Below are 23,207 nucleotides of genomic sequence, written 5' to 3' on the forward strand. Positions count from 1 at the left end.
ATTGTCCTACAATGGGCGGGTGCCTACCGTAACCCTGATCGCCTCCGGCAAGCGTTTCGAAGCCGGTGCCGACGAAACTATCCTCGAAGCTGCCCAGCGCGCGGGAATCGCCCTCCCGTACTCGTGCCGTGGCGGTGTGTGCGGCAGTTGCAAGGCCACCCTGGTGGAAGGGACCTGCGCCTATCCGTACAACCCGCCGGTGGGCCTTTCGGCGTCGGCGCGTGCGCACCACGGCATCCTCATGTGCCAGGCGGTGCCCTGCGGCGATATCGCCATCCAGGCGCGCGAGATCGCATCGGTGGAGGACATCCCGCACCGGCGCGTGGAAACCGAGGTGGCGGAACGGCGCATGCTCGCGCCGGATGTGGTCGGCGTGTGGCTGCGCCCGCTCGGTGACGAGCCGCTGCGCTGGCTTCCCGGCCAGTACCTGGACGTGGTACTCGAGAACGGCAAGCACCGCCCGTTCTCCATCGCCAGCGGCCCGCGGCCGGATGGCCTGGTGGAACTGCACGTGCGCCATGTGCCCGGCGGTGGTTTCACCTCCTGGGTCAATGATTCGCTGAAGGTGGGCGACCGCCTGCAGATCGAGGCGCCGCTGGGTACCTTCGTGCCGCGCGAGGACTCGGAGCGGCCGATGCTGTTCATGGCCGGCGGAACCGGGTTCGCGCCCGTGAAGGCCGTGGTCGAGCACTTCATCGCGCTGGGCTCGCGCCGCCCGATGCACCTGTACTGGGGCGTGCGCAACGAAGACGACCTTTATCTCGCCGAGCTCGCACGGAGCTGGGTGGCGGCGGTGCCGACCATCACGTTCACGCCGGTGCTATCGGATCCGGACGCGGCGCGTGCGGCAGGCCTGCGCGAAGGCCTCGTCCACGAGGCCTTGCTGGCGGACCATCCCGACCTGTCGGGCTTCGACCTGTACATGAGCGGCCCGCCCGCGATGATCGCGGCGGGCCGTGACCTGTTCCTCGAGGCGAACCTGCCCGAGGACCGGCTGTTCTACGACTCGTTCGACGTGGCACCGGATGTGCTGGCGACGATCCTGCGAGGCCGCGCGGGCATCCACGGGCTCTGATCGCGCGGACGCTTATTTCTTGCCCTTGGCCGTGGGCAGCTGGGCGTTCTGCCAGGCGAAGGTGCCGCCATCCAGGACGAACACGCGGGTGAAGCCGGCCTTGACCAGGCGGGCCGCCGGCTTACCGAGCGTGCGGCCATCCTTGTCGACCAGCACCACCGGCAGTTCCTTCGCCTTCGCCAGATCCTTGTGCTCCGGATCGAACTGGCTCATCGCCACGTTCTTCGCGCCGGGGACGTGGGCCTTCTCGAAATCGGCGGTCGCCGAAAGATCGATGATCAGCGGGGTATCGCGGTTGATCAGCTGGGTGAGCCCCGCCGGGGTCAGGCTTTTCCACTTGCGGAAGAGCTTGCCGATCTCCGTGGCGATGAGCGCCAGCAGGATGGCCACGAACAGGCCGACCAGGGCCAGGTGGTTGCTCGCGAACTCGGGCAACTTGTGGAAAAAGTCATTCATCGGAAGCTTGCTCGTCCCGTGGGGGTAACCGGCGATTATATAGGCTTCAGTGCGGCGAGAAGTCGGGCAGGCCGGTCATCAGGGTCCAGCGGTTCTTCTCTTTGTCGTAATGCCAGCGCTGCTGGTCGACGAAGCTGCGCTCGGCCTGGGTGTTCACGTTGACCACGCTGATCTGCACGGTCTGCACCACTTCGTTGTCACCGTCCGGCCGGGGGCCGGCGCCCTCGTCGTAACCGGTCACTCGCAGCTGGGCCAGGCGGCTCTGTTCCAGCGAACTCATGGGGTGATCGGCCAGGTAATCCTTGTCGACCATGCCGCGCGCCGCGTTGATGTCGCCCCAGCGGATCGCCGAGGCGTACTGGTTCAGCGTGCGCGTGAGCGATTCATTGCGCACATCGGCGGCGCAGCCCGCGAGGGCGGCGGCGGTGGCAAGGACGAGGGTGGTGCGGGCGAATCGGCGCATGGCGGTTCCCAACGTGGCGTCGGCGCGCATTATGCCCGGCGTTTGGCCACGAAGCGCGCGGACAGGGTCGCGGCCGGCTTCCCGCCGGTGCCCGGCACCACGCAGACCAGGTCGCCGCGGGCCTTGCCCCGGGCATCCAGGGTCCGGAAGAACGCCGCCCAGCTGCCGCCGTTGGCCAGGCTGGCCTCCGCCCGGAGGTCGTCCCAGACCGGGTCGAGGTAACGGATCGACGAATCGGCGACGAACAGGTCGCAGTCGTCGCCCCGCCGGCGCAGGTTCGCCTCGACCAAGGCCCAGCAGGCGAGGGTCATCAGGCTGGCCAGGCTCCCGCCGAAGGCGCAGCCCTTGTCATTGATGTTCGGTTGCAACGGAGCGGTCATCACCAGGCGCTCACCGTCACACCCCGGAATATGGATGCCCATGGCACTGGCGAGCGGAATACTGTCGAGGATGAAGCGTTCGAGGCTGGCGAACGTGGGGTCAGGCGTGATCATAGAAGCGGGAGTCTACGGAACGCGGCCAACCGTTCGCATCCGTACGGCATGTCCCCCAACCTTCGGCATTGGTGGGCGGCGGCATGCCTTCCTATCCTCGACTGTCCCCGCGTCGATGCCCCTGCAGGAAGCCTCGTGAGTCGTTCGCAGCCCCTCCGTAACGTTACCGTCGTCATCACACGCCCCGCTGGCACCGCGGGTCCGCTCGCCCGGCGGGTTCGCAAGCTGGGCGGGATCCCGGTGAGTGTGCCCGGCCTGTCCCTGCGCGCCACCGAGGATGCAAGCGCCGTTGACGCCTTGCTGCGTCGGGCCCTCGAAGGCGACCTGCTGATCTTTACCAGCCCCGCCGCGGTACGTTTCGCCGCGGACGTGCTGCCCCTGGCGACCCAGGCCACGGTCGTCGCCGTCGGCCGCGGTACCGCCCGGGCGCTGAAGACGGCTGGCGTGGGGAACGTGCTGTTCCCAGAAATTTCGCAGGATAGTGAGGGCGTCCTGGCCCTTCCGGAGCTGGCGACGCTGGCGGGCCGCCGCGTGGCCCTGATCGGCGCGCCGGGAGGCCGTGGCGTGCTGCGCGAGGCGCTGGCCGCGCGTGGGGCCATGCTGGAAGAGGTCCACGTCTATCACCGCGTCGCGCCGCGCATCGACCGCCGGCACATCGACCCGCTGCTCAAGCTGACCCGCCGGTCCGCCGTGCTGCTTTCCAGCGCCGAGGCGCTCGATCACCTGCACCGGGCGCTCATCGCCCCCGCATGGCGCCGGCTGGTGCAGTCCGTGGCCGTGGTCAGCAGCGAGCGGCTGCGCGCCGTGGCCGAGGGCATGGGCTTCGAGCGCGTGGTGGTGGCGCGGTCGGCCTTGCCGACCGACCTGCTGGCGGCGGCCACCGAGGTCTCGTTCACCCGCCGTTGAACGATGTATTCCGTGCGTTGGCGTATGGCCTGCTAGCATGCCCGGCATGACGACCGAGACGCCTCCGACCGACTCCGCCCCGGCCTCGCCGGTTCCGGCCGCCGACGCCGCTGCCTCCCGCCCGCGCCGGGCGCCCGACCCCGCGCCCCGACGCGGCGGTGGCGCGCTGGCCCTGGCCGTGCTCCTGTCGCTGGCCGCGGCGGGAGCCGCCGGCTACACGGCATGGACCGTGTGGAACATGCGCCAGGAGCTCGGCACGACCAACGGCCTGAAGGGCCAGGTCGATACCTTGCAGACCGCCGTCGACGGCCTGCGCGATGACAACGCCAACCTGCGCCGCCGGCTGAGCGATGCCGATGGCGTGAACCGCTCCGCGCGCGAGGAAGTGCTCGGCATGGCCGAGCGCACGAAGAACCTCGAGGACGCCGTCGCGAATCTCTCCGAGCGCAGCCTGAGCGGCCACGACGCGATGCTGCTCGATGAAGCCGAATCCCTGCTGCGCATGGCGAAGGAACGCTTCGCGCTGTTCGGCGATGCCACGGGCGCGCTCGCCGCGTACGACCTCGCCGACAAGACGCTCGCTGCAGTGAATGACAGCGCCTTCGCCGCGGTTCGCCAGAACCTCACGGCGGAACGCGAGGCGCTCGCGTCGGTACAGCCCAAGGCGCGTGCCAACGACCTGGCCGTGCTCGCCGATCTCCGCGCGCAGATCGCCACGCTGCCGTTGAAGAGCAGCGACACGCAAGCCGGCGCCGATGAAGACCGTACCTTCTGGCAGCGTGCCGGCAATGCATTGGGAAGCATCGTGCGCATCAGCCACGATGAAGGCACGCCGCTTGGCCTGGCTGACGATCGACTCGCCCGTGAACTGGCGGCGCTGGATGTCGCACATGCCGAGGCCGCCGTGCTTGCGTATGACGACCGTGCCCGCGCCGATGCGCTCAAGCGCGTGGATGCCACGCTGGTCGCGCACTTCAATGGGCAGGCGCCGTCCGTGCAGACCGCGCGCCAGCGCATCGCCACGCTCCTCGCCAGCCAGGCGAAGGGCGATGAGCCGAAGCTGGGTGCCGCGCTCGCAGAGCTGCGCAACCTGCGCTCGGTGCACGCGCTGAAGGCAGGGGCCGCACCGGCGCATGCGACGTCGGCCGCCGGCGCCGCGCCTGTCGCACCGGCCGCAGCAGGCTCGTCGGGTGCCCCGGCAAAGGTTTCGCCATGAAGCTCTGGCGCTGGATCGTCGGCCTCATCCTTGTCGCGGTGCTCGCCGCGTTCGCGTGGCACTGGGTCGCGGATGATCCGGGTTACGTGCTGATCCACCTGCGTGGCACCACGCTGCAGATGACCGTCGTCACGGCGGTGGTTCTCCTGCTCGTCGCATGGGCCGCCATCGCGTTCCTCGTCGCGCTCATCCGCTGGCCGTTCGGCGCGATGAATCGCCGGCATCGCCGCCTGAGCCGCCGTCGCCTCGCCGACGGCCTGGTGGCACTGATCGAGGGTCGCCACGGCGAAGCGGAGCGCGATCTCAACCGCGCAGCCCGTTACCCCTCCGTCCGCGGCCCCGCGTTGCTGGCCGCGGCGGAAGCCGCCGAACGCCATGGCGAATCCGGCCGCGCGATCGAAACGCTCGACGCAGCCGCGCAGGAAACGCCGCGTGCGGCGCGGATCATGCGTGCCCGACTGATGCGGCGTACCGGCCGCGCCAGCGAGGCGGCAACGCTGCTGGCGCCGGAAGCGAACAGCGGCGCCCTGTCGCCGGCAGGCTGGATCGAGTTCGCCGAGGCGTCGCTCGCGAACGGCGACCCACGCAGTGCGATCCGCGCTCTGGAGCCGCTGCGCAAGAGCGGCGAAATCGGTGCGGCGGCGTTCAATGAACTGGAGTCGCGCGTCATCACCGCGGCGATCCTGGCCACGCCGGATGGCGCGGCGCTTTCCGCGTTCTGGTCTCAGTTGCCGAAGGGCCAGCGTCGCCTGCCCGCGGCGATCGACGCTTACGCGCGCCAGGCCATGCGTTTCGGCCAGGCCATGGCTGCGATGGACGAAATCGAATCGGCACTGCGTCGTGACTGGTCGCCTGCGCTTGTTACCACGTACGGCACCATGGGTTCCGAAGACCTCGAACAACGCCTGCGGCGTGCCGAGGCGTGGATCGACACGCATCCCAACGATGCGGCGCTGCTTACGGCCGTCGGCCGCATGTGCGTGCGCATCCACCTGTGGGGCAAGGCCAAGCCTTATCTCGAGCGCGCGCTGGCCATCGAGCCCAGCGCGGCAGCGTGGGAAGCCCTCGGCGATGTCTACCTCGGCGAATCGCAGCCGGAGCTCGCGCAACGCTGCTACCGCAACGCGTTTGCGCTGGCGCGCGGCGAGGCGGTGGAGAACTTGCCGGAGGTCCGCAACGGCCGGATCGATACGCGGGTCAGCGCCGTGGAAGAGCGCGACCAGCACGGGGTGCCGCGCCTGTCTCCCTGAGGCGGGTGCTCAGTGGCCCAGCGCGGCCGGGTGGCTCCAGTGGCCCGCGGCTGCGCAACGATGGGCGCGCCGCTTGAGTTGTGCGACCTCGTCGTCCGGAAGGCCACGGAAGGGCGCCGCGCTATCGAGCCGGGCATGGAGCGCCATGCACGTGGCCGGTGAATCGGCCTGCGTGCCCAAGCCTTGCATCGACAGGCTGCCCAGGCCCGGAAGGCCATAGATGACTGCCGCCGCGGCGAGACACGCCGCGAGCGGAATGCCCCAGGCGCTGCGCGATAGCCAGGCCCGTCCTTGCCAACGGCTGCCCTTCCGGGGTGCAGGGAGAGGTGGCGTGTCGAAGGCCGCCGCCCATGCCGCCAGCGTGCCAGCCGGCAGGTGCAATGCGAGCCAGTCGGGTACGGCGGCGTGCAGCCGTGCCATCTCCGGCCAGGCCCGGGCCAGCGCGTGGTCGATGCCTTGCGTGGCGCGTTCGATCAGCGTCATCCAACGCCTGCGCTGCCGTTCGTCGAAACCGGCCCATGTCTCGCGTTGGCCCAGCACGCGTTCGACCCACTGACGGCGCGGCTCATCACGCTGGCCCCGGCCGATCTCGGTCCAGTGGAAATGGATATCGGCCGCGTCGAACAGGGCAGGGCGGTTGGCGATGCTACCGTCTTGCAGCCTGTCGACGAGGCGATCCTCGAGCTCGCCAGGTGCATCCACGTAGCGCATGCGCAACGTCGCCAGTGCGCGGGCCAGCAACGCTTCCATGGCGGCGGGCGGCTGCGTTGCCGCGTCTTCCGCGAGCTGGCGCACCAGACCCTCGGTGAAGTCATCCTTCGGTGCGCCGGCGTCAGGCGTCCCCGCGGGTAATGTCGTGGCGTGGAGGTCCTCTTCGGGTACCTCGGCGTGCTGGTCGCACCACGCACGCGCCGCCTCGTAGGCGAGGCGAAGCTGTTCAAACCCAGCCGCATCCGCGCCCGGATCCAGTTCGCGAAGGCGCCGCGCGTAAGCCCGGCGCACCATCACCAGGTCGGCGTAGGGCGGCAGGCCCAGCACCTGGAAGCATCCCGTGGGGGCGTCGTTCACCGGCGGATCGCCTGCAAGGCCAGGAGCACGGCCTTCGCGATGATGATCCACCACCACCAGCTGCCCGAGAGATGGGACCAGATGCGTTTCCACGCGGGAATGTCAGGCTGGCGCGGATCCCATGCCGCATCGCGGTACTTGCCGCGTTCGCCGGGAGGCAGCGCGTCAAACGCCGCCTTCCAGTGTGAGATGGCCGCATCGTCCACGCGCAGCCTCACATACTCACCCGCGTACGGCATCACCGCGGCTACCCGCGGCCATGCCTGCACGGTGGCGAGCGAAAGCGTCTCACCTTCGCGGGCCGCTTGCTTCAACCAGGGCAGCAGGACCTTGCGTCGCTTCTCGGGAAACGCCTGCCAGTGGGCAAACGAGGTCACCGCGCGTTCGATCCAGGCATCGCGCTGGTCGCCACGGCCGCGGCCGTCAGCCTGGTGCCATGCGAACTGTTCCATGGCGGCGGGAAACAATCCTGCGCGCCGCGTGATCCGCTGGGTGGCGATCGCGTCGGCGAGCCGGGCTTCGAACGCTTGCCGCGCATCGAACTGGCATGTGGCGATGAAGGCGACGGCGCGCGCAAGCAGCTCGGACGCCGGGGTATCCGGTTCACTGAGCAGGGCGTTGCCCAGTGTTTCCATGGCGCGATCGGCATCCGCCTGCACGGTGGAAGGGATGCGTGATGGCTCGGCAGGCGGCGCGACCGGCTCCAGCGTGAACGTCCCTGCGGCATACACGGTCGTAGCGGGTGCGTCCTCGTGCGGTGTCGCATTCGCCTCGTCACCCGTAGCGTGCCGCTCGTCCTTTTGAACCGCCCACGCGCGCGCTGCCTCGAACGCTTCCCGCAGCCGCGCGAACGCATCGGGATCGGCCGCCTGGTCGATCGCCTTGAGCCGCTCCGCATAGGCGCGCTTGATGTCGCGCTCGGAGGCGTCGGTGTCCAGCCCGAGGTGCCGCAGGAACCCGGGGATCATGTCATTCCACCGGATCGGTGGCGAAGCGGCGGTCGTCCTCGATGCGCTTCAACGCATCGCGGAACTGCGCTGCATCGCGCGCGATAAGGCGCTCATCCTGCGTGGCGAGGACTTGCTCGAAACGCAGGATGAACTGGCCGACCTGGTCGCGCATATCGCCCAGGAGCTGTTCGTAGAGGCGTTCCGCACGCGCGAGCAGCGTGCGGTTCTCCAGCGTGTCGCGCGGGTGGATCTTGAGTTCGGACAGCGCCGCCAGGCGTCGGGCGATCTCATCGGGCGACATGTGTGCGTCACCGCTTTCGATCACCAGCCGGCGGACTTCGCCCGTCGCCACGACGCTCACTTCCACCTCGAGCAAGCCGTTTACATCATAGGTAAAACGTACATCCACGCCGTCGGCATGGCCTTTGCCGCTCGGCATCGGCACGATGAGTTCACCCAGCGCGATGTTGTCGCGGACCATGCGCGACTCACCCTGGTACACCTCGATGCGCAGTTCCTTCGCCTGCGGAGAGATGGGTGTGAAGCGTTCGACGCGGCTCACCGGCACCACGGTGTTCCGTTCGATGATCGGCGAGTAGAAGCCTTCGGCATGCGTGCCGTTATCGAGCCGCCGCGCGACCGCCGTGCCCAGCGTGTAGGGGCACACATCCGTCATCACGGTCTCGCGCAGGGCCTGGTCTTTCATCTTCAGGCCAGCCTGGACCGCGGCGCCCAGCGCCACGACCTCATCGGGGTTGATGCCCACGGCGGGGAAGCGGCCGAACATGCGCGTGGCCAGGCTGCGGATCATGGGCATGCGCGTGGCGCCGCCTGCGAGCACGACGTTGTCCAGGTCGGCTGCGCGGATCCGCGCGTCGCGCAGGGCGCGCTCGATGGGGCGCCACAACCGGTTCAGCAGCGGCTGGCACAGCGCCTCGAAGCCGTCCGCATCCATGGCGACTTTCGCGGCATGGGTCTTCCAGCTGATCTCGAACTGTAGCTTGCCCGTGCTGCCCAGGTCGCGCTTCGCGATCTCCGCGCGGGCGATCAGGCGCTGCATGAAAAGATCGTCGGCGCGGGCGGCATCGGGGATGCCATGGACGAAGGCCTGCTCGGCGAGCAACACGGCGAAGTCCTCGCCGCCCAGCATGTTGTCGCCAGCGCTCGCGCGAACCTCCATCACCCCTTCGAACATCTCGAGGATCGAAACGTCGAACGTGCCACCGCCCAGGTCGAACACCAGGAACTGCGTTTCGCCCTGGGCCTCGTGCAGGCCGTACGCGAGCGCCGCCGCAGTCGGCTCGTTGAGCAGGCGCTCGACCTTCAGCCCGGCCAGTTCGCCCGCTACGCGCGTTGCCTTGCGCTGTGCATCGGAGAAGTAGGCCGGCACGGTGATCACCGCTTCGGTCACGGCTTCACCCAGGTACGCTTCGGCATCGGCTTTCAGCGAGCGCAGCACGAGCGCGGAGAGTTCCTCGGGGCGATAGTCGCGGCCGCCCAGCTTCACCGTGCGGGCGCTGCCCATGTAGCGCTTGAACAGCGCCGCGGTGAGCTGCGGGTGGGTCTGCAGCCGTTCGCGCGCCGGCTCGCCGACGAGCACCTGGCCATCGTTGTCGATGCCCACGCAGGAAGGCGTGAGCACGTTACCCAGCGCGTTGGGAATAAGCCTTGCCGCGCCATCCTTCCAGACGGCCACGAGGCTGTTGGTCGTGCCCAGGTCGATACCGACGATCATGTTGTCCCTGCCATGCCCGCCCGTGCGGCGGGCAATCCCTTGTTAGCGGCAGGCGCGGCCCTGCCTTAAGCCTGCCGCGCGCCGCGTGGGCCCCCTACAGCGCGGTCAGGTTCGCATAAGCGTAAACCAGCCACTTGGAACCTTCATCCTCGAAGTTCACCTGGACCCGCATATGGGCCCCGGCGCCCTCGGCGCTGACGATCGTGCCCTCGCCGAATTTCGGGTGGCTGACCCGCTGGCCGAGCCGCACGGCGGTCTGCTCCTGCAGGCTGGCGCCACCGCCGGCGAAGCGGTCGGCGTAGGCCGGCCGGGTCACCTGCACCCGGGGGCGCAGTTCATCGATGAGCTCGGGCGGGATCTCGCCGAGGAACCGGGACGGGCGGGCGAGCATCTCCGTGCCGTGCATACGCCGCGACTCCGCGTGCGAGACATACAGCTTCTCGCGGGCCCGGGTAATGCCGACGTAGGCGAGCCGGCGCTCTTCCTCCAGGCGGTTCTCTTCCTCGGTGGAGCGCTGGCTCGGGAACAGGCCTTCTTCCATGCCCACCAGGAACACCACCGGGAACTCCAGGCCCTTCGCGGAGTGCAGCGTCATCAGCTGCACGCAGTCGTCCCACGCCTCGCCCTGGCCTTCGCCGGCTTCGAGGGCCGCGTGCGAGAGGAACGCGGAGAGTTCGTTGAGCCCCGCGTCGGTGTCTTCCGGGGTCATCTCGAAACGGCTGGCCACGTTGACCAGCTCGTCCAGGTTCTCCACCCGCGCTTCGCCGTTGCCGCGCTTGTCGTTTTCGTAGAAGTCGCGCAGCCCGGTGTGGTTGATCGCGTGTTCGATCTGTTCGGCAAGGTCGAGGCCCGACGGCGCGTCGTCGCCCTCGGCGTCGCCGCCGCGGAACGTGCGGTGCATCTCGTCGATCAGCGCGATGAAGGCGCGCACCGCGTTCTTGGCGCGGCCGGCGAGCGAGCCGGTGGCGATCTCGTTCAGGGCCGCCTCCCACATCGAGGCGCCCTCGAGGCGCGCGCGGCGGCGCAGCTCGTCCAGCGTGCGGTCGCCGATGCCGCGCGGCGGGGTGTTCACCGCACGCTCGAACGCCGCATCATCGTGGCGGTTGGACGCCAGGCGCAGGTATGCCAGGGCGTCCTTGATTTCCGCGCGCTCGAAGAAGCGCAGGCCGCCATAGACACGGTAGGGCAGGTCGCGCTGGATCAGCTGTTCTTCGAAGTTGCGCGACTGTGCGTTCGAGCGATAAAGGATCGCGCAGTCGCGCGCGTTGCCATGCTCCGCGATGTACTCGCGGATGCGCTCGATGACGAAGCGGGCTTCGTCCTGCTCGTTGTACGCCGCGTAGAGGGCGATGCGGTCGCCTTCCTCGCCATCGGTCCACAGCTGCTTGCCGAGGCGGCCGCCGTTGCGCGCGATGACCGAGTTCGCGGCCTTGAGGATCGTGGAGGTGGAGCGGTAGTTCTGCTCGAGGCGGATGGTCTTCGCGCCGGGGAAATCGCGCAGGAACTGCTGCACGTTCTCCACCTTGGCGCCACGCCAGCCGTAGATCGCCTGGTCGTCATCGCCGACCACGAAGACCTGGCCGGTGCTTCCCGCCAGCACGCGGATCCACGCGTACTGCAGCGTGTTCGTATCCTGGAACTCATCGATGAGCAGGTAGCGCCAGCGATCCTGGTAGTGCTTGAGCACGTAGGGGTCTTTCAGCCAGAGCTCGTGGGCGCGCAGCAGCAGCTCGGCGAAATCCACCAGGCCGGCGCGCTGGCACTGCTGCTCGTAGGCCTTGTAGACCTCGACGAAGGTGCGCGTCACCGGGTGGTCGCGGTGCTCGATGCTGTCGGGGCGCTTGCCCTCGTCCTTCCAGTTGTTGATCTGCCATGCGGCCTGGCGCGGCGGGTAACGGGCTTCGTCGAGGCCCATGCCGGCGATGACGCGCTTGATCAGGCGCTGCTGGTCATCCGAGTCGAGGATCTGGAAGCCTTCGACCAGGCCGGCCTCGCGCCAGTGGCGGCGCAACAGGCGGTGGGCGATGCCGTGGAAGGTGCCGACCGTGAGGCCTTGCGTGCCACCCGGGATGATGCCGTCGAGGCGCGAGCGCATCTCGCCGGCGGCCTTGTTCGTGAAGGTGACCGAGAGGATCGCCCAGGGCGGCACGCCTTCGACCTGGTTGAGCCAGCCGATGCGGTGGGTGAGCACGCGGGTCTTGCCGGAACCGGCGCCCGCGAGGATCAGGTAGTGCCCCGGCGGGGCGCTTACGGCCTCGCGCTGCGCGTCGTTCAGGCCGTCGAGAAGATGGGATACGTCCATCCGCCCATTGTACCGGAGCAGGGCCCCCCGGACCCGGCCGGAGAGCCCTCGGGATGCAGCTCACCCCTTGTGGGAGTGAGCTTGCGAGCGAGGCTCTTAGCGCTTCTGCGCAATCCCCGCCACGGCAACAATGCCGCCGATCACGATGCCGGCGATGCCGACCCACTGCGGCACGGCCTTGTCATGCGTGGCCTCGATCTTGGCCGGGCCGAGCTTGGCGACCGTGTCGGTCTTGCTATAGGTGCCATTACCGGCCACGACCCAGATGCCCAGGCCAACGAGGATGATGCCGACGATGATGAGACCTGCACGCATGGGTATACCCCTGTAAGGAACGGTGGCGGGAGCATGCGTTGACGAATGTGAGCGCGGCGTATGGATCTAATCGATCAACTGCCTTGCCCTCAGCAGCTCCATGATCGATGCAGCCAGCAACATCGGCGTCGATTCGCCACCGTCCAGCCGAAGCTCTGGCGTCGCCGGCACCTCGTACGGATCGCTGACGCCGGTGAACTGCTTGAGCACGCCCGCGCGGGCCTGTGCGTACAGGCCCTTGGTGTCCCGGGCTTCGCAGACATCGAGGCTCGTGCTGACGTGCACTTCGATGAAGTCGCCGTGGGCCTCGACGAGTGCGCGCGCGGCGGCACGGTCGTCGCCGTACGGCGCGATCGGCGCGCAGATGGCGATGCCGCCGTGGCGGACGACCTCGGAGGCGACGTACGCGATCCGCAGGATGTTGGCCGAGCGATCCGCGCGTGAGAACCCAAGGCCCGCCGACAGCGTCCGGCGTACCTCGTCGCCGTCAAGCAGGCTGACCTTGCGGCCGGTGTTTTCGAGGATCGCGGCCATGAGCGCCCGCGCGATCGTGGACTTGCCCGCGCCGGACAATCCGGTGAAGAAGATGGCGCAGCCACGGTCCCCGCCTCGCGGGAACCGCTGGCGGAGGATGGCTTCGATCTCCGGATAGGTGAACCATGCGGGGATCGGGCTGCCATCGCGAAGATGCTGGCGGAGTTCGGTGCCGGAGACATCGCTCACGGTCTCGCCTTCGCGCAGTTCATCCGCGGAAACGTACGCCTGCCGTGCCGGCGAGAACGCCATGGGCGCGAAGGGGAGCACGGTGATGCCCAGTTCGTCGGCGTGCGCCTGGACCAGGGCCTGCGCCGCGAGCGGCGCATAGAACGGCTGCCCGGATGCATCCTTGCCCGGACCCGCGTGGTCGCGCCCGACGATGAAATGATTCGCGCCGAAGTTCTTCCGGATGATCGCGTGCCATAGCGCTTCACGCGGGCCGGCCATGCGCATGGCCAGCGGCAGCACCGCCAGCTTCACCGAACCGGCGGGGTAGTGCGCCAGCAAGGCGCGGTAGCAGCGCACGCGCGTGTAGGTGTCGATGTCGCCGTCTTTCGTGCGGCCGACGACCGGATGCAGGAGCAGGTTGCCTTGCGCGCGTTCCATGGCGCGCCGCGTCAGTTCCACATGCGCCCGGTGCAGCGGATTGCGGGTCTGGAAGGCGACGACCCGGTCCCAGCCCTGGGCCGCGAGGAACGCGCGGATTTCGCGTGGCGTGGCGCGCAGGTCGGCGAAGTCGGGGTGGCCAGGCCGCTGCAAACCGCGCAGGCGGCCGCCGAGGTAGACATCGCCGCGTCGGAACAGGTCGGCCACGCCGGGGTGATCACGATCCAGCGTGCCGTACACGGCCATGGCCTCGCGGGCCTTGTCCGGGCGGTAGATATCCGAGAGCGTGAGCAGTGCGAAGGCCGTGCCCTGGATATCGCGCAGGACGATGTCCTGGCCGACGCGGAGCGGCGCCGCGACCGCTTCGGAGACATCCAGAGCGATCGGCATGGGCCAGAGCGTGCCGTCGGCCAGGCGGAGGTGATCGACGACGGCGTCGTAGTCGGCCTGGCCCATGAAGCCCGCGAGCGGCGAGAACGCGCCATTGAGCAGCAGTTCCAGATCGCACAGGTGGCGGTGATCGAGCTCCACGCCCGGAAGCGCGCCGGACGCGTGCCGGGCCTCGCGCGCTTCCGCCTCGGGAAGGTAGAGATCCTTCAGCTCACCGCCGTGCGGCTCGATCAGCGTGGTCAAACGATCGTCACCTGGTTGACGTTGTTCTTGGGATCCGCCCAGAACGCCTCGTTGGCAAAGCGACCAAAGACCTCGCGCGGCAGGACGGGCGTGCGTTCAACGGCCTCGACCTTTGCGCGCACGGAATGCAGGCCGGGCATGCCGACGCGTGCATCGAATTCGTCGGCGCTATAGGCGATGCGGTCGAAATGGTGTTCGAACCACGGTTCGCCGAGGAACTGATAGACCGCACGCATCGCCGTTTCCGGGTCGCGCACGAGCGTCTCGTAGGTCAGCAGCAGGAGATGGTCGCGGGCGTGCTCGCCATAGAACGCTTCCTTCGTCGCCTGGTAGGCGAAACCCACCATCCCGCGAGGATCGGTGAGCGCCTCGACCCGCGAGTACACGGTGGTATTCGTGTCATAGCGGAAGACCTTGCTCACGCTGACCGGTTGCTTCAGCACCAGCCGCTCCATGCTGTCGAGCACCCACGCCAGCTGGCGCACGCAGGCGATGACCTTCACCCCGGGGAACAGCGTGTTGAGCAGGCCCATCCGGCTGCACCACAGGCGGCTCATGTCGAAGATGGCTTCGGGGCGGGCATCGACCGAGTAGAAGTTCTCGACCAGGCCGCGCAGCAGGGCGACGCGTTGTTCATCCGAGACATCGAACGCGAAATCGTTACGGCTGCTGGCCTCGGCGACGACCACGCCCATGATGTCGGCGACGGGGCTGGTCATGCCGGCGCGGAAGCGCGGGTTCTGGTTGAGGATGGCGGCGAGCAGCGTGGTGCCCGCGCGCGGCAGCCCGGAGATGAAGTGGAACCGGCGCTGGGGTTTCGGGGCATCTGGCGTCGCGGACATGCAGTGCTTCCTTGGGGCGGTGGTGGTTGCCGTGGATCAGCGGGCGGGGGCCGTGGAGGCGCGCAGGCGCATCTGGTAGTCGACCTCGACCATACGCGGTTCGCCCTTGCCGAGCAGGCCGAGCAGCAGTTCTTCGGTGGCGCGCTTGCCCATGTCGCGAACGGGCTGGTGCACCGTGGTGAGCAACGGCCAGACCTGCGTGGCGATGGTGGTGTCGTCGAAACCGCAGATGGAGACGTCGCCGGGAACGGAGACACCCGCCTCGGCGGCCGCCCAGATGGCGCCGACGGCCATATCGTCGTCGGCGGCGAAGATGGCCGTGGGCCTTTGCTTCAGGCGCAGCAACTGGCGGGCGGCGTTCACGCCGGACTCGAAAGAAAAGCGGCCTTGCACCATGTAGTCGGTGCGCTCCTCGAGCCCGGCACGCTTGAGCCCATCGCGGAAGCCGGCCAGGCGCCACACGCCGGCGCCATGCTTCGGGTCGCCGATGATGTGGGCGATGCGCCGGTGGCCCAGCTCGACGAGGTGCGCGACCATGGCCGCGGCAGCCTCGCGTTCGCGCAGGATCACGCCCGCGATGCCTTTCGGCTTGCGCGGCGCAATGGACGTGAAGGGAAGCTCCGAAGCGCGCAGGTGGGCGAGCAGCGCGGCATGGTCGGTAATCGGTGGCGTAAGGACCAGCCCATCGGGCCGGTGCCGCCAGAGGATGCCCTCGACGCGCTCCATGAAATCCGGCGCGGTCGAATCGAGCGGCTGCACCATCATGCTGTACTGGTGTGCCTCGCAGGCCTCCTGCACGCCGGCCTGCACCTCCATGACATAGCTCGGCGAAAGGTTGTCGTAGAGCAGCCCGATCATGAAGGACCGGTTGGAGGCGAGGCTGCGCGCGGAGGTGAGCGGCCGGTAGTTCAGTTCGGCGACGGCCGCCATCACGCGTTCGCGCACTTCCTTGCGCACGCCCGGTTCCTGGTTGAGCACGCGTGAGACGGTCTTCTTCGACGTATCGGACGCACGAGCCACATCGTTGATGGTCACGCGCGACATGAAGGCCTCTTCAATGCTTCGTTCCCTGGGTGACTCCCGCCGCGAACTGCTCCACGGGGGCGTTCCAACCGGACACCTCGACCACCGTGCCGGCCGTACCCTGCGCCGGATAGCGCGCGGTCAGCACGATGGATTCGCCCGGCCAGAGCGTGATGTCATTGTCAGTCCACCTCACGGGCAGCGCAAGCTCACCCTTCGCCCCGCGGCGGATCGAAAGATGTTCCTGGATGGCCGCCGCTGCCGAGGACGCCGGCACGGAGAGCGTCACGGTGGTGACGTCTTCCTTACCCTCGCGCACCGTGGACGCGTGCACCTCGCGGGAGGCCCTGGGAATCGAGGCCAGTGCGGTGAAGTCGCCGTATTGCGTGAGCGGCGTGAGGTACCAGTTCGACTTCGCCCAGTCGAGCTTGTCCGCACGCGTGGAGAGCCAGTAGACGTTGCGGCTCACCGGCTTGCCATCGGACGTGGCCAGGTCCAGTTCGACGAAATGCACCGGCGACAGGTTGGCCACCGCGGGAAGTTCGAACACGGCCTGCGCATGGTTGCCCGCGAGCTCGATGCCCTGCACCTGTTTCTGAAAGCGCACGCTGCCATCGAGGTTGCGCACGCGCACCGTCGCCTGCAGCCCATGCCGTGCGTCCAGCGTGTGGTTCACCACCACGATGGCGCGGGAATCGTACGCGTACTGGATGTGGACCGGTTCGTTGGCCTTCTTCGCGCCGTAATACGCGCCGGCCGGGTTCATGTAGTAGTCGTAGAGATGCCAGTGCAGCGAAGGCCAGGCATTGTTGAGCATCCAGTAGATGACGCCGGTCGACGGGTTGGCGGCACCCATGTGCGCGTTGAACGCCTCGAACTGTGCGCGCACGTTGTCGTAGTTATCCAGCTGGGCCTTGGCGACGTAATCGGCGAGCCCCGTCGGTGCGCCATAACGCTTCGCGAGCGCGGTATCGAAGGGCGTGAGCACGGCGAAGGTCGACCAGTCCGCGGACGCGTGGTACTGCCTGGCCTCGGGGTACTTCCATAAGGCCTCCTGCTCCTGCACCGAGAGCATCCGCTGCACATCCTCGAGGCGCGGGATGACCGCACCCGCGCTCACTTCCGAATCGAAGCCAAACGCACCGCCCAGCTTGTCGGCGTACCAGTAGGACGGCGGGATCCAGTCGTACGGCCCGGCCATCTTCATGCCGGACGGTCCGGCCTCGGCCGTGCCCTCGGCCACCGCCGCTGAGATGACCGGTAGCGACCAGTCCTCGGCGCGCAGGGTGTCGGAGTACATCTTCGAAAGCGCGGGCGGCGGCGCATGGTCGCTGCCGATGTAGAAGCCGATCACCGAGGGATGGTTGCGGAGCAGGCGCGCTTCGCTGGCCATGGAGGCCTGCGCCACGCGCATGTCCGCGTCGTTCCACGGCTGGCCGCCGGTCTTCGCCGCGGCCTCCCACTTGGAGCAGCACTCACAGCCGGCCAGCACGAGGATGCCGTGGCGATCGGCCAGGTCGTAGAAACGATCGTTCTCGAGCTTGCCTTCACTGCGGATGGTGTTGATCCCGAGGTTCACGACGTAACTGAACTCGGCTTCCATCCGCGCGGGGTCGTCGCGCAGGAACATGTCGGGCGCCCAGCCACCACCGCGGATCAGCAGGGGCTGGCCATTGATGGTGAACTGCCGGTAGCCCTGGCGGGTGAGGCTGGACTCGACGCGGCGTACGCCAAAACGCGTGGCGGCACGATCCGAAGGGGCACCGTCGACATTCGCGGTCACCGCCATGCTGTACAGCGGATGGTCGCCCATCCCGATCGGCCACCAGATCGTTGGGTTATCCAGCGTCACGGCCGGCGCGGAACTGCCGGCAAGCGAGACGATTTTCACTTCGCCCGGGCCGAGATGGACCGTCTGCTGGATCGGCTTGTCGGCGACCGTGCCCGACACCGTCGCATCATGGGCCACGGTATCCAGGTTGGTCGCGGTGACCTTCACCGCCAGCGTCGCCTGCTTCAGGTCCGCCGAGAGGGTGGTCAGCACGAGCGGCGCACTCAGGGCCACCGGGCCGGTCTGCACGATATCGACGCCACGCCACGGGCCCATGTTGTTGTCCGGCGGCGTGGGATTCCAGTCGACCCAGCCGATGGAGAGGCTCATCCGCGGATCGCCGGGATACACCTTCAGGGCGACGGCATTGGCGCCGCCGTGCACCCAGCGCGTCACGTCGATGTCGTGCACCGGGTACGCGCCCGCGATGTCCGCGTGGTCGGCGACCTGCTGCCCGTTCACCCAGACATCCGCGCTGGCGATGATGCCGTTCGTGCGCAGGAGCGTGTGCCGGGACGCGGAGGGCTTTGCGAGGGTGAATCCCGCGCGATACCACCACGGCGTCACGAACAGGTTGCCGCTCGCATCCGGCACCTGCACCGCGCGTAGGTTGTCGCTGTGGAACACGTCGAACTTGAAGGCGTCGTTCTCCAGCAGGCCAGCCATGACGGTGGCGCGGCCGGTCACGGGATACCACTCCTTCGTGGCGAATCCCGCTGCGGATATCGCGGCACCGGCTTCCTGGGCCTTCGAGGTGTCCTGGATCTGCCAGTACGTGATCGGCGTCAGGGTGCCCGCGTCCGCAGGCACGCGCGTGTCGGCGTAGGTGGTACGGGCCATGGCTGCAGGCACGGCGCCAAGGCTCATCAGGGTGGCCGCGACGACGGCGGCCCGGGCTGCGATGGGCATGGTGCTAGGGCTCCCCGATAGCGGTGCGGTGGGTTTCGATAGGGGCGAACGGCCATGCCGCGTTGACGCGCGCCCAGAGCATGAACACCACGACCCCGGCGACGATCCAGGCGCCCGACAGTAGCAGCGACAAGGTCGACGCGGAGATGTAGACGTAGATCCAGCCGACCAGCGCGATGATGCAGGGCACCGGGTAAAGCCACTGCCGGTACGGCCGCGTGAGATTCGGCCGGCGCCGACGCAACACGACGAGCGCGACCACTTGGGCCAGCGACTGCACCAGGATGGTCGCGGTCAGCAGCATGTTGATGACCTCGGTCAGGTCGAAGAACGTGCCGATGGCCGTGACGAGGCCCATGGTCAGGAGGGCGACGTGCGGAAAGCCATCCCGCGCGTGCAGCCGTCCGAAGGTGGAAAGGAAGACCTTGTCCCGGGCCGCCTCGAACGGCACGCGCGAACCGCCCAGCAGCCCGGTAAATACGGAGGCGAGGGCGGTGACGATGATGAGCGTGGTCATGACCGCCGCGGCCGCATGGCCCCAGCTGCGCTCGACCACCAGCGAGGCGATCGATTTGGAGTGGGCGATCTCCTGCCACGGCGCCACGCCCAGCACGCTGATGTTGAGCAGCAGGTAGATCACCATCATCGCCATGATCGAGATGATGATGGAGCGCGGCATCGTCCGGCCCGGATCGCGCAGCTCGTCGCCGATATACGCCGTGGTGTTGTAGCCCAGGTAGTCGTACACGCCAATGATGAGGCCCGCGCCCAGGCCGGCGAAGAAGCGTGGACCGAACGCGTCAGGCGGGAAGTCGAACGCCAGGCTGGCGTTGAAGTGCGAGAAACCCGCGGCCGCCACGCCGATGATCGAGATGAGCATGATCACCCACAGGGCCACCGTGATGACGCGGACCGATTCGATCCGGCGATACAGCAGCCACGTGACCAGCCCCGTCGCCGCGATACCGACCAGGTGCGACGGCCACCAGCCCATGTTGGGGAAGAAGAACTGCAGGTACTCGACCATGCCGATGATGCCCGTGGACATCAGCAGCGGGATGGCGAGCAACATGGTCCAGATGAACAGGAACGGCATGAGCTTGCCGGTGCGCTCCTGGAAGGCCTCGCGCAGGTACACATAGGTACCGCCGGAGCCCGGCATGGCCGCACCGAGCTCCGCCCACACCAGGCCGTCGGCCATCGCGAGCAACGCACCGACGATCCACCCGACGATGGCCTGGGGTCCCCCCATCGCCGCCACCATCAGGGGGATGGTGATGAAGGGACCGATGCCGCACATCTGCGTCATGTTGATGGCGGTTCCGGAGAACACGCCGATCGAACGGTGGAACTGTCGCTCACTCATGGCTTTTCCTACCACTGGCCGCGGATGCCGAACATGAACATGCGCTCGGAGAACGTTGAATGCCCCGGCTGGTTCGGGAAGACCAGATAGTACTTCTGGTACTCGTTGGTCAGGTTGGTGCCGTTGAGGAACACTTCCAGCTGCTTGGCGAACTTGTACGAGATCGAGGCATCGATGTACTTCTGCGGCGCCTCGTACATCTCCAGGCCGGTGATGCCACCCACGCTGTCCATCACCGCGCGGCGCGAACGGTAGTTGTACGCCACGCGCGCCTGGAAGCGGTCATCCTGGTACCAGAGGATGAAGTTGCCGGACTTGGTGGAGTTGTCCTGGAACGGGATCTTCTTGCCGGCCAGGTCCTTCTCGCCCGAATTGCTCGGCGCGTACGTGGCGTTCACCTCCATGCCCGTCTTAGAGAAGATGCCCGGGAGGAAGGTGAAGGCCTGGCGGTAGTCGAACTCCGCGCCCTTGATGTTGTTGCCCGTGCCCTGGACCGGCTGGGTGATGACGATGCAGTGGTCGCGCACCACGCCGTCTTCGTCGGGCAGCGTGCAGTTGGTCACGCTGCCGTTCTTGATGAAGCTATCCACGTTGATGCGGAACAGTGCCAGGCTGACCATGCTCGACGGGTTGATGTACCACTCGGCCGACGCGCCGAAGTTGGTGGAACGCCAGGGGTCGAGGTTCGGGTTACCCGACGAGGTGCCATTGGAAACGCGGAATATCGGGCCGTCAGGCGTTTCGGACAATGAATAGTTCAGCTGCAAGCCACCCGCCCAGGTGCTGAGGTCAAGGGGCATCATGTTTTTCGAGTACGCCAGGCGGACCTTTACGCTGTCCGTCACATCGAGTGCGAAGTTCGCCGATGGCAGGATGTCCTGGTAGCGCCGCTTGGTGATATCCCTGCCCACGTCTTCTGGCTCATCGCCGTAGGCGCCCGGGTCGCCCGTGAGGTGCTGGGTCACGTCGAGATGGCTACGGATAACCCGCACGCCGACGTTACCGCTGTAGGTCATGTCACCGATCGTGCCGTTGAAGTCGCCCTGCAGGTACCCGGTGAGCTCCTTGAGTCGCACGCCCCAGGTGGTACCTGGCTCGCCCACGCTTACGGTATCGGGGTACAGCGACTTCCAGTAATCCTCGGGGTTCTTCATCGCATTCGGGTCGACCGCCCAGAAGTCGATGCCAGAGCCGAGCAGGTTGTTATAGGCCTTGAAGTTGTCCGCGAGCGGCGCGGCGGTCTTCGGCATCGAAAGGGCCGACAACGGACCCGCACGGAAGTAGCCGAGATCGTTGCCGGCGGTACACGAACCGCTGTTCAACACCACGTCGGCACCCACGTAGCGCACCAGGCAGCCACCCGGATCGCTTGCACCCATACCGGCATACACCGGCACTTCGAACGTGTAGCCCTTGTTGTCCGCCGAACGGATGCTGTTGCGCACACCGAACTTCAGCTTGAAGCCGTCGTTGAAGTCGAACTTGCCGTCGAAACGCAAGGCGTTGAGGGCCACCTTGCGGTCGTAGTTGCCCGAAGACTCAAGCGTCTTGAACGTCCACGCATTCGGGTCGGCGAAGGCTGCGGCCAGCTCGGCGGGTGTTCCGATCTTGAGGTACCGCCCGCGGAAGTCCGCCGTGATGGGTATCGTGTTCTGCGGAATGCCCGTGGGGTTGAAGACGCGGTTGCCGCCCAGTTCGGCGGGGTAGACCATCGTCCCGGGCGGAACCGCATCATCCGGCACGCCATCCATCAGCACGTTGGGCCACAACGCGCCGTCCGAATCGGAAATATTGACGTCGGTTTCCTGCAGATGCTGCGATGCGGTGTCGTGGATGCCGCGAAGGCTCGCGGTGAACGGGCCGCCGTCGTCGTAATCCAGCTGGAGGTTGAAGTTCTTCGCGACGGAGAACTTGCGGATCATCGACGAGTACGACTCCACGTCGCCGGGCCACTTCTGGTAGACCTGCGTCGTGTACAGGTTCGAGCCTTCCCAGCCCGGTTCCGGCGTGCCGTACGAACCGAGCGCCGGGCGGCCGGTATCCTGCGACTGCAGCGGGACGTACGTCGCGCCCTGCCAGTTGGTGGAGTTGAACTGGACACCGACGTTGCGGTTGAACTCGTGCTGCTGCGAGTAGAAGTAATCGCTGGTCAGGCTGAAGCCATTGCCGATGTCGAACTGGAACGAGGCGTTGCCCGACTTCCGCTTGCGCTCGGTGATGATCTGGTTGATGCCGAAGTTCTGGCTGCCCATGAACACGCCGTTGGACTTGCCATCGCCGTTGACGTCGACGCTACCGTCGGCGTTCTGCACGATCTGCGACGGGATGGGCGCGCCGTTCCACGGGGTGAGGAAGCCGTTGTAGCCACCCGCGCTCGCCGCGTTCTCGCCGTTGAAGACCACGCCGTACTGGTCCAGGCCCTCGGTGGAGTTCATGCGCCGGGTATCGGAATAGTCGCCGGAGACCAGGAAGCCCCAGCGGCCGTTGTCGTTGTACGAGAACAGGCCGTTGGCCTCGGGCCCGGTGTGCTTCGTCGTCGAGCCGCGCTCGCCGTTGGCCGAGTAGCTGTACGTGAAGCCAGAGGGGAGATCCCATGGGCGGTAGGTATGCAGGTCGATCGCACCGCTGATGCCCGCGTCGGTTTCATCCGCGGTGGCGGACTTGACCACGTCCGCGCCGTGGAACAGGGTCGATGGCAGCATGCTGAAGTCGGGTTGCTGGGAGTCGATCTGGTCGGCGGTGATGAACACCTCGCCGTTCAGCATGGTTCCGACCTGCGGCAGGCCGCGTACGTCGACCGACGTGCCCACGCCCGCGTCGCGGTTGATCTGCACGCCGGTGATGCGCTGGAGCGAATCGGTGATCGTGGTGTCGGGCAGCGCGCCGATGTTTTCAGCGGTGATGCTGTCCTGGATCTTGTCGGCGTCGCGCTTCACGTCGATCGCCTTCATCTGCGATGCGCGTACGCCGGTGACCGTGACCGCCGACAGGTCCACGGCGTTCTTCGCATTGGTGCCGTCGGCGTTCTTGTTGTCGCCCTTCTTCGCGGCCGGCGGAGGCGGCGTGGCCTGGGTCGTCGTGGCCTGGGCGGGTTGTCCGTCCTGTTGCACGTCGAAGAACGTGGAGGCCCTGGCCGGTGCGGTCGCGACCGCCAGCAGGGTAAGCGTGATAGCGAACGACAAGGGATGCTTGCGAAGTGCTGTGGACATGGCCGTGACCTCGTGACTGTT

At 67.5% G+C, this 23,207-nt stretch carries 18 protein-coding genes; 4 read left to right on the top strand and 14 right to left on the bottom strand.

Annotated elements, in window-relative coordinates; genetic code table 11:
• The first annotated feature begins 19 nt into the window (after positions 1-19).
• On the top strand, positions 20-1,075 hold the full coding sequence (locus ACZ6YI_RS17575) for a 2Fe-2S iron-sulfur cluster-binding protein (RefSeq protein WP_465779790.1): 1,056 nt from the start codon (positions 20-22) through the stop codon (positions 1,073-1,075).
• Between the two features lie 12 nt (positions 1,076-1,087).
• Here ACZ6YI_RS17575 and ACZ6YI_RS17580 read toward each other — a convergent pair whose 3' ends face one another.
• The 3 genes from ACZ6YI_RS17580 to ACZ6YI_RS17590 are packed head-to-tail and all read right to left on the bottom strand — an operon-like array spanning position 1,088 to position 2,488.
• Positions 1,088-1,531, bottom strand: a complete 444-nt coding sequence (locus ACZ6YI_RS17580) for a rhodanese-like domain-containing protein (RefSeq protein WP_440328189.1) — start codon at positions 1,529-1,531, stop codon at positions 1,088-1,090.
• A 46-nt stretch (positions 1,532-1,577) separates the two neighbouring features.
• The gene (locus ACZ6YI_RS17585) at positions 1,578-1,994 is read right to left on the bottom strand and encodes a hypothetical protein (protein WP_465779791.1); all 417 of its coding nucleotides are present in this window, start codon (positions 1,992-1,994) and stop codon (positions 1,578-1,580) included.
• Positions 1,995-2,023: 29 nt separating this feature from the next.
• Complete coding sequence (locus ACZ6YI_RS17590) at positions 2,024-2,488, bottom strand: YiiD C-terminal domain-containing protein (RefSeq protein WP_465779792.1); 465 nt, start codon at positions 2,486-2,488, stop codon at positions 2,024-2,026.
• Positions 2,489-2,623: 135 nt separating this feature from the next.
• On the opposite strand from ACZ6YI_RS17590, the gene ACZ6YI_RS17595 reads away from it, so the two are divergent.
• The 3 genes from ACZ6YI_RS17595 to ACZ6YI_RS17605 are packed head-to-tail and all read left to right on the top strand — an operon-like array spanning position 2,624 to position 5,860.
• A complete protein-coding gene (locus tag ACZ6YI_RS17595; RefSeq protein WP_465779793.1) occupies positions 2,624-3,394 on the top strand; it encodes a uroporphyrinogen-III synthase in 771 nt (256 codons plus the stop codon).
• A 46-nt stretch (positions 3,395-3,440) separates the two neighbouring features.
• Positions 3,441-4,610 (top strand): uroporphyrinogen-III C-methyltransferase, encoded by a 1,170-nt coding sequence (locus ACZ6YI_RS17600; protein ID WP_465779794.1) that lies wholly within the window; start codon positions 3,441-3,443, stop codon positions 4,608-4,610.
• Positions 4,607-5,860 carry a heme biosynthesis HemY N-terminal domain-containing protein gene (locus ACZ6YI_RS17605; RefSeq protein WP_465779795.1) on the top strand — a complete coding sequence of 418 codons (1,254 nt, stop codon included), beginning with the start codon at positions 4,607-4,609 and terminating at the stop codon, positions 5,858-5,860. Before ACZ6YI_RS17600 ends, ACZ6YI_RS17605 begins: the two co-directional genes overlap by 4 nt.
• A 9-nt stretch (positions 5,861-5,869) precedes the next feature.
• Here the strand turns inward: ACZ6YI_RS17605 and ACZ6YI_RS17610 are convergent, their stop codons facing one another.
• The 11 genes from ACZ6YI_RS17610 to ACZ6YI_RS17660 all read right to left on the bottom strand — a co-directional run bounded on the left by ACZ6YI_RS17610 (position 5,870) and on the right by ACZ6YI_RS17660 (position 23,186).
• On the bottom strand, positions 5,870-6,928 hold the full coding sequence (locus ACZ6YI_RS17610; protein ID WP_465779796.1) for a hypothetical protein: 1,059 nt from the start codon (positions 6,926-6,928) through the stop codon (positions 5,870-5,872).
• On the bottom strand, positions 6,925-7,896 hold the full coding sequence (locus ACZ6YI_RS17615; protein ID WP_465779797.1) for a J domain-containing protein: 972 nt from the start codon (positions 7,894-7,896) through the stop codon (positions 6,925-6,927). The genes ACZ6YI_RS17610 and ACZ6YI_RS17615 overlap by 4 nt, the downstream gene beginning before the upstream one ends.
• Before the next feature lies 1 nt (position 7,897).
• Entirely contained in the window at positions 7,898-9,613 is a 1,716-nt protein-coding gene (locus tag ACZ6YI_RS17620; RefSeq protein ID WP_465779798.1) for an Hsp70 family protein, read from the bottom strand.
• A gap of 94 nt (positions 9,614-9,707) precedes the next feature.
• Positions 9,708-11,915: a DNA helicase II gene (gene uvrD, locus ACZ6YI_RS17625; RefSeq protein ID WP_465779799.1), complete on the bottom strand. Its 2,208-nt coding sequence runs from the start codon at positions 11,913-11,915 to the stop codon at positions 9,708-9,710.
• A gap of 96 nt (positions 11,916-12,011) precedes the next feature.
• Entirely contained in the window at positions 12,012-12,230 is a 219-nt protein-coding gene (locus tag ACZ6YI_RS17630) for a hypothetical protein (RefSeq protein WP_440328207.1), read from the bottom strand.
• A 66-nt stretch (positions 12,231-12,296) separates the two neighbouring features.
• On the bottom strand, positions 12,297-14,006 hold the full coding sequence (locus ACZ6YI_RS17635; protein WP_465779800.1) for a bifunctional sulfate adenylyltransferase/adenylylsulfate kinase: 1,710 nt from the start codon (positions 14,004-14,006) through the stop codon (positions 12,297-12,299).
• The gene (locus ACZ6YI_RS17640; RefSeq protein ID WP_465779801.1) at positions 14,003-14,848 is read right to left on the bottom strand and encodes a sulfotransferase family protein; all 846 of its coding nucleotides are present in this window, start codon (positions 14,846-14,848) and stop codon (positions 14,003-14,005) included. The genes ACZ6YI_RS17635 and ACZ6YI_RS17640 overlap by 4 nt, the downstream gene beginning before the upstream one ends.
• Before the next feature lie 36 nt (positions 14,849-14,884).
• Entirely contained in the window at positions 14,885-15,892 is a 1,008-nt protein-coding gene (locus ACZ6YI_RS17645) for a LacI family DNA-binding transcriptional regulator (RefSeq protein ID WP_465779802.1), read from the bottom strand.
• A gap of 10 nt (positions 15,893-15,902) precedes the next feature.
• Entirely contained in the window at positions 15,903-18,611 is a 2,709-nt protein-coding gene (locus tag ACZ6YI_RS17650) for a glycosyl hydrolase 2 galactose-binding domain-containing protein (protein ID WP_465779803.1), read from the bottom strand.
• 4 nt (positions 18,612-18,615) lie between these two features.
• Positions 18,616-19,977 (bottom strand): APC family permease, encoded by a 1,362-nt coding sequence (locus tag ACZ6YI_RS17655; protein WP_465779804.1) that lies wholly within the window; start codon positions 19,975-19,977, stop codon positions 18,616-18,618.
• Between the two features lie 8 nt (positions 19,978-19,985).
• Entirely contained in the window at positions 19,986-23,186 is a 3,201-nt protein-coding gene (locus ACZ6YI_RS17660; protein WP_465779805.1) for a TonB-dependent receptor, read from the bottom strand.
• Positions 23,187-23,207 lie beyond the last annotated feature (21 nt).

Source organism: Luteibacter sp. NPDC104163 (assembly GCF_055584245.1).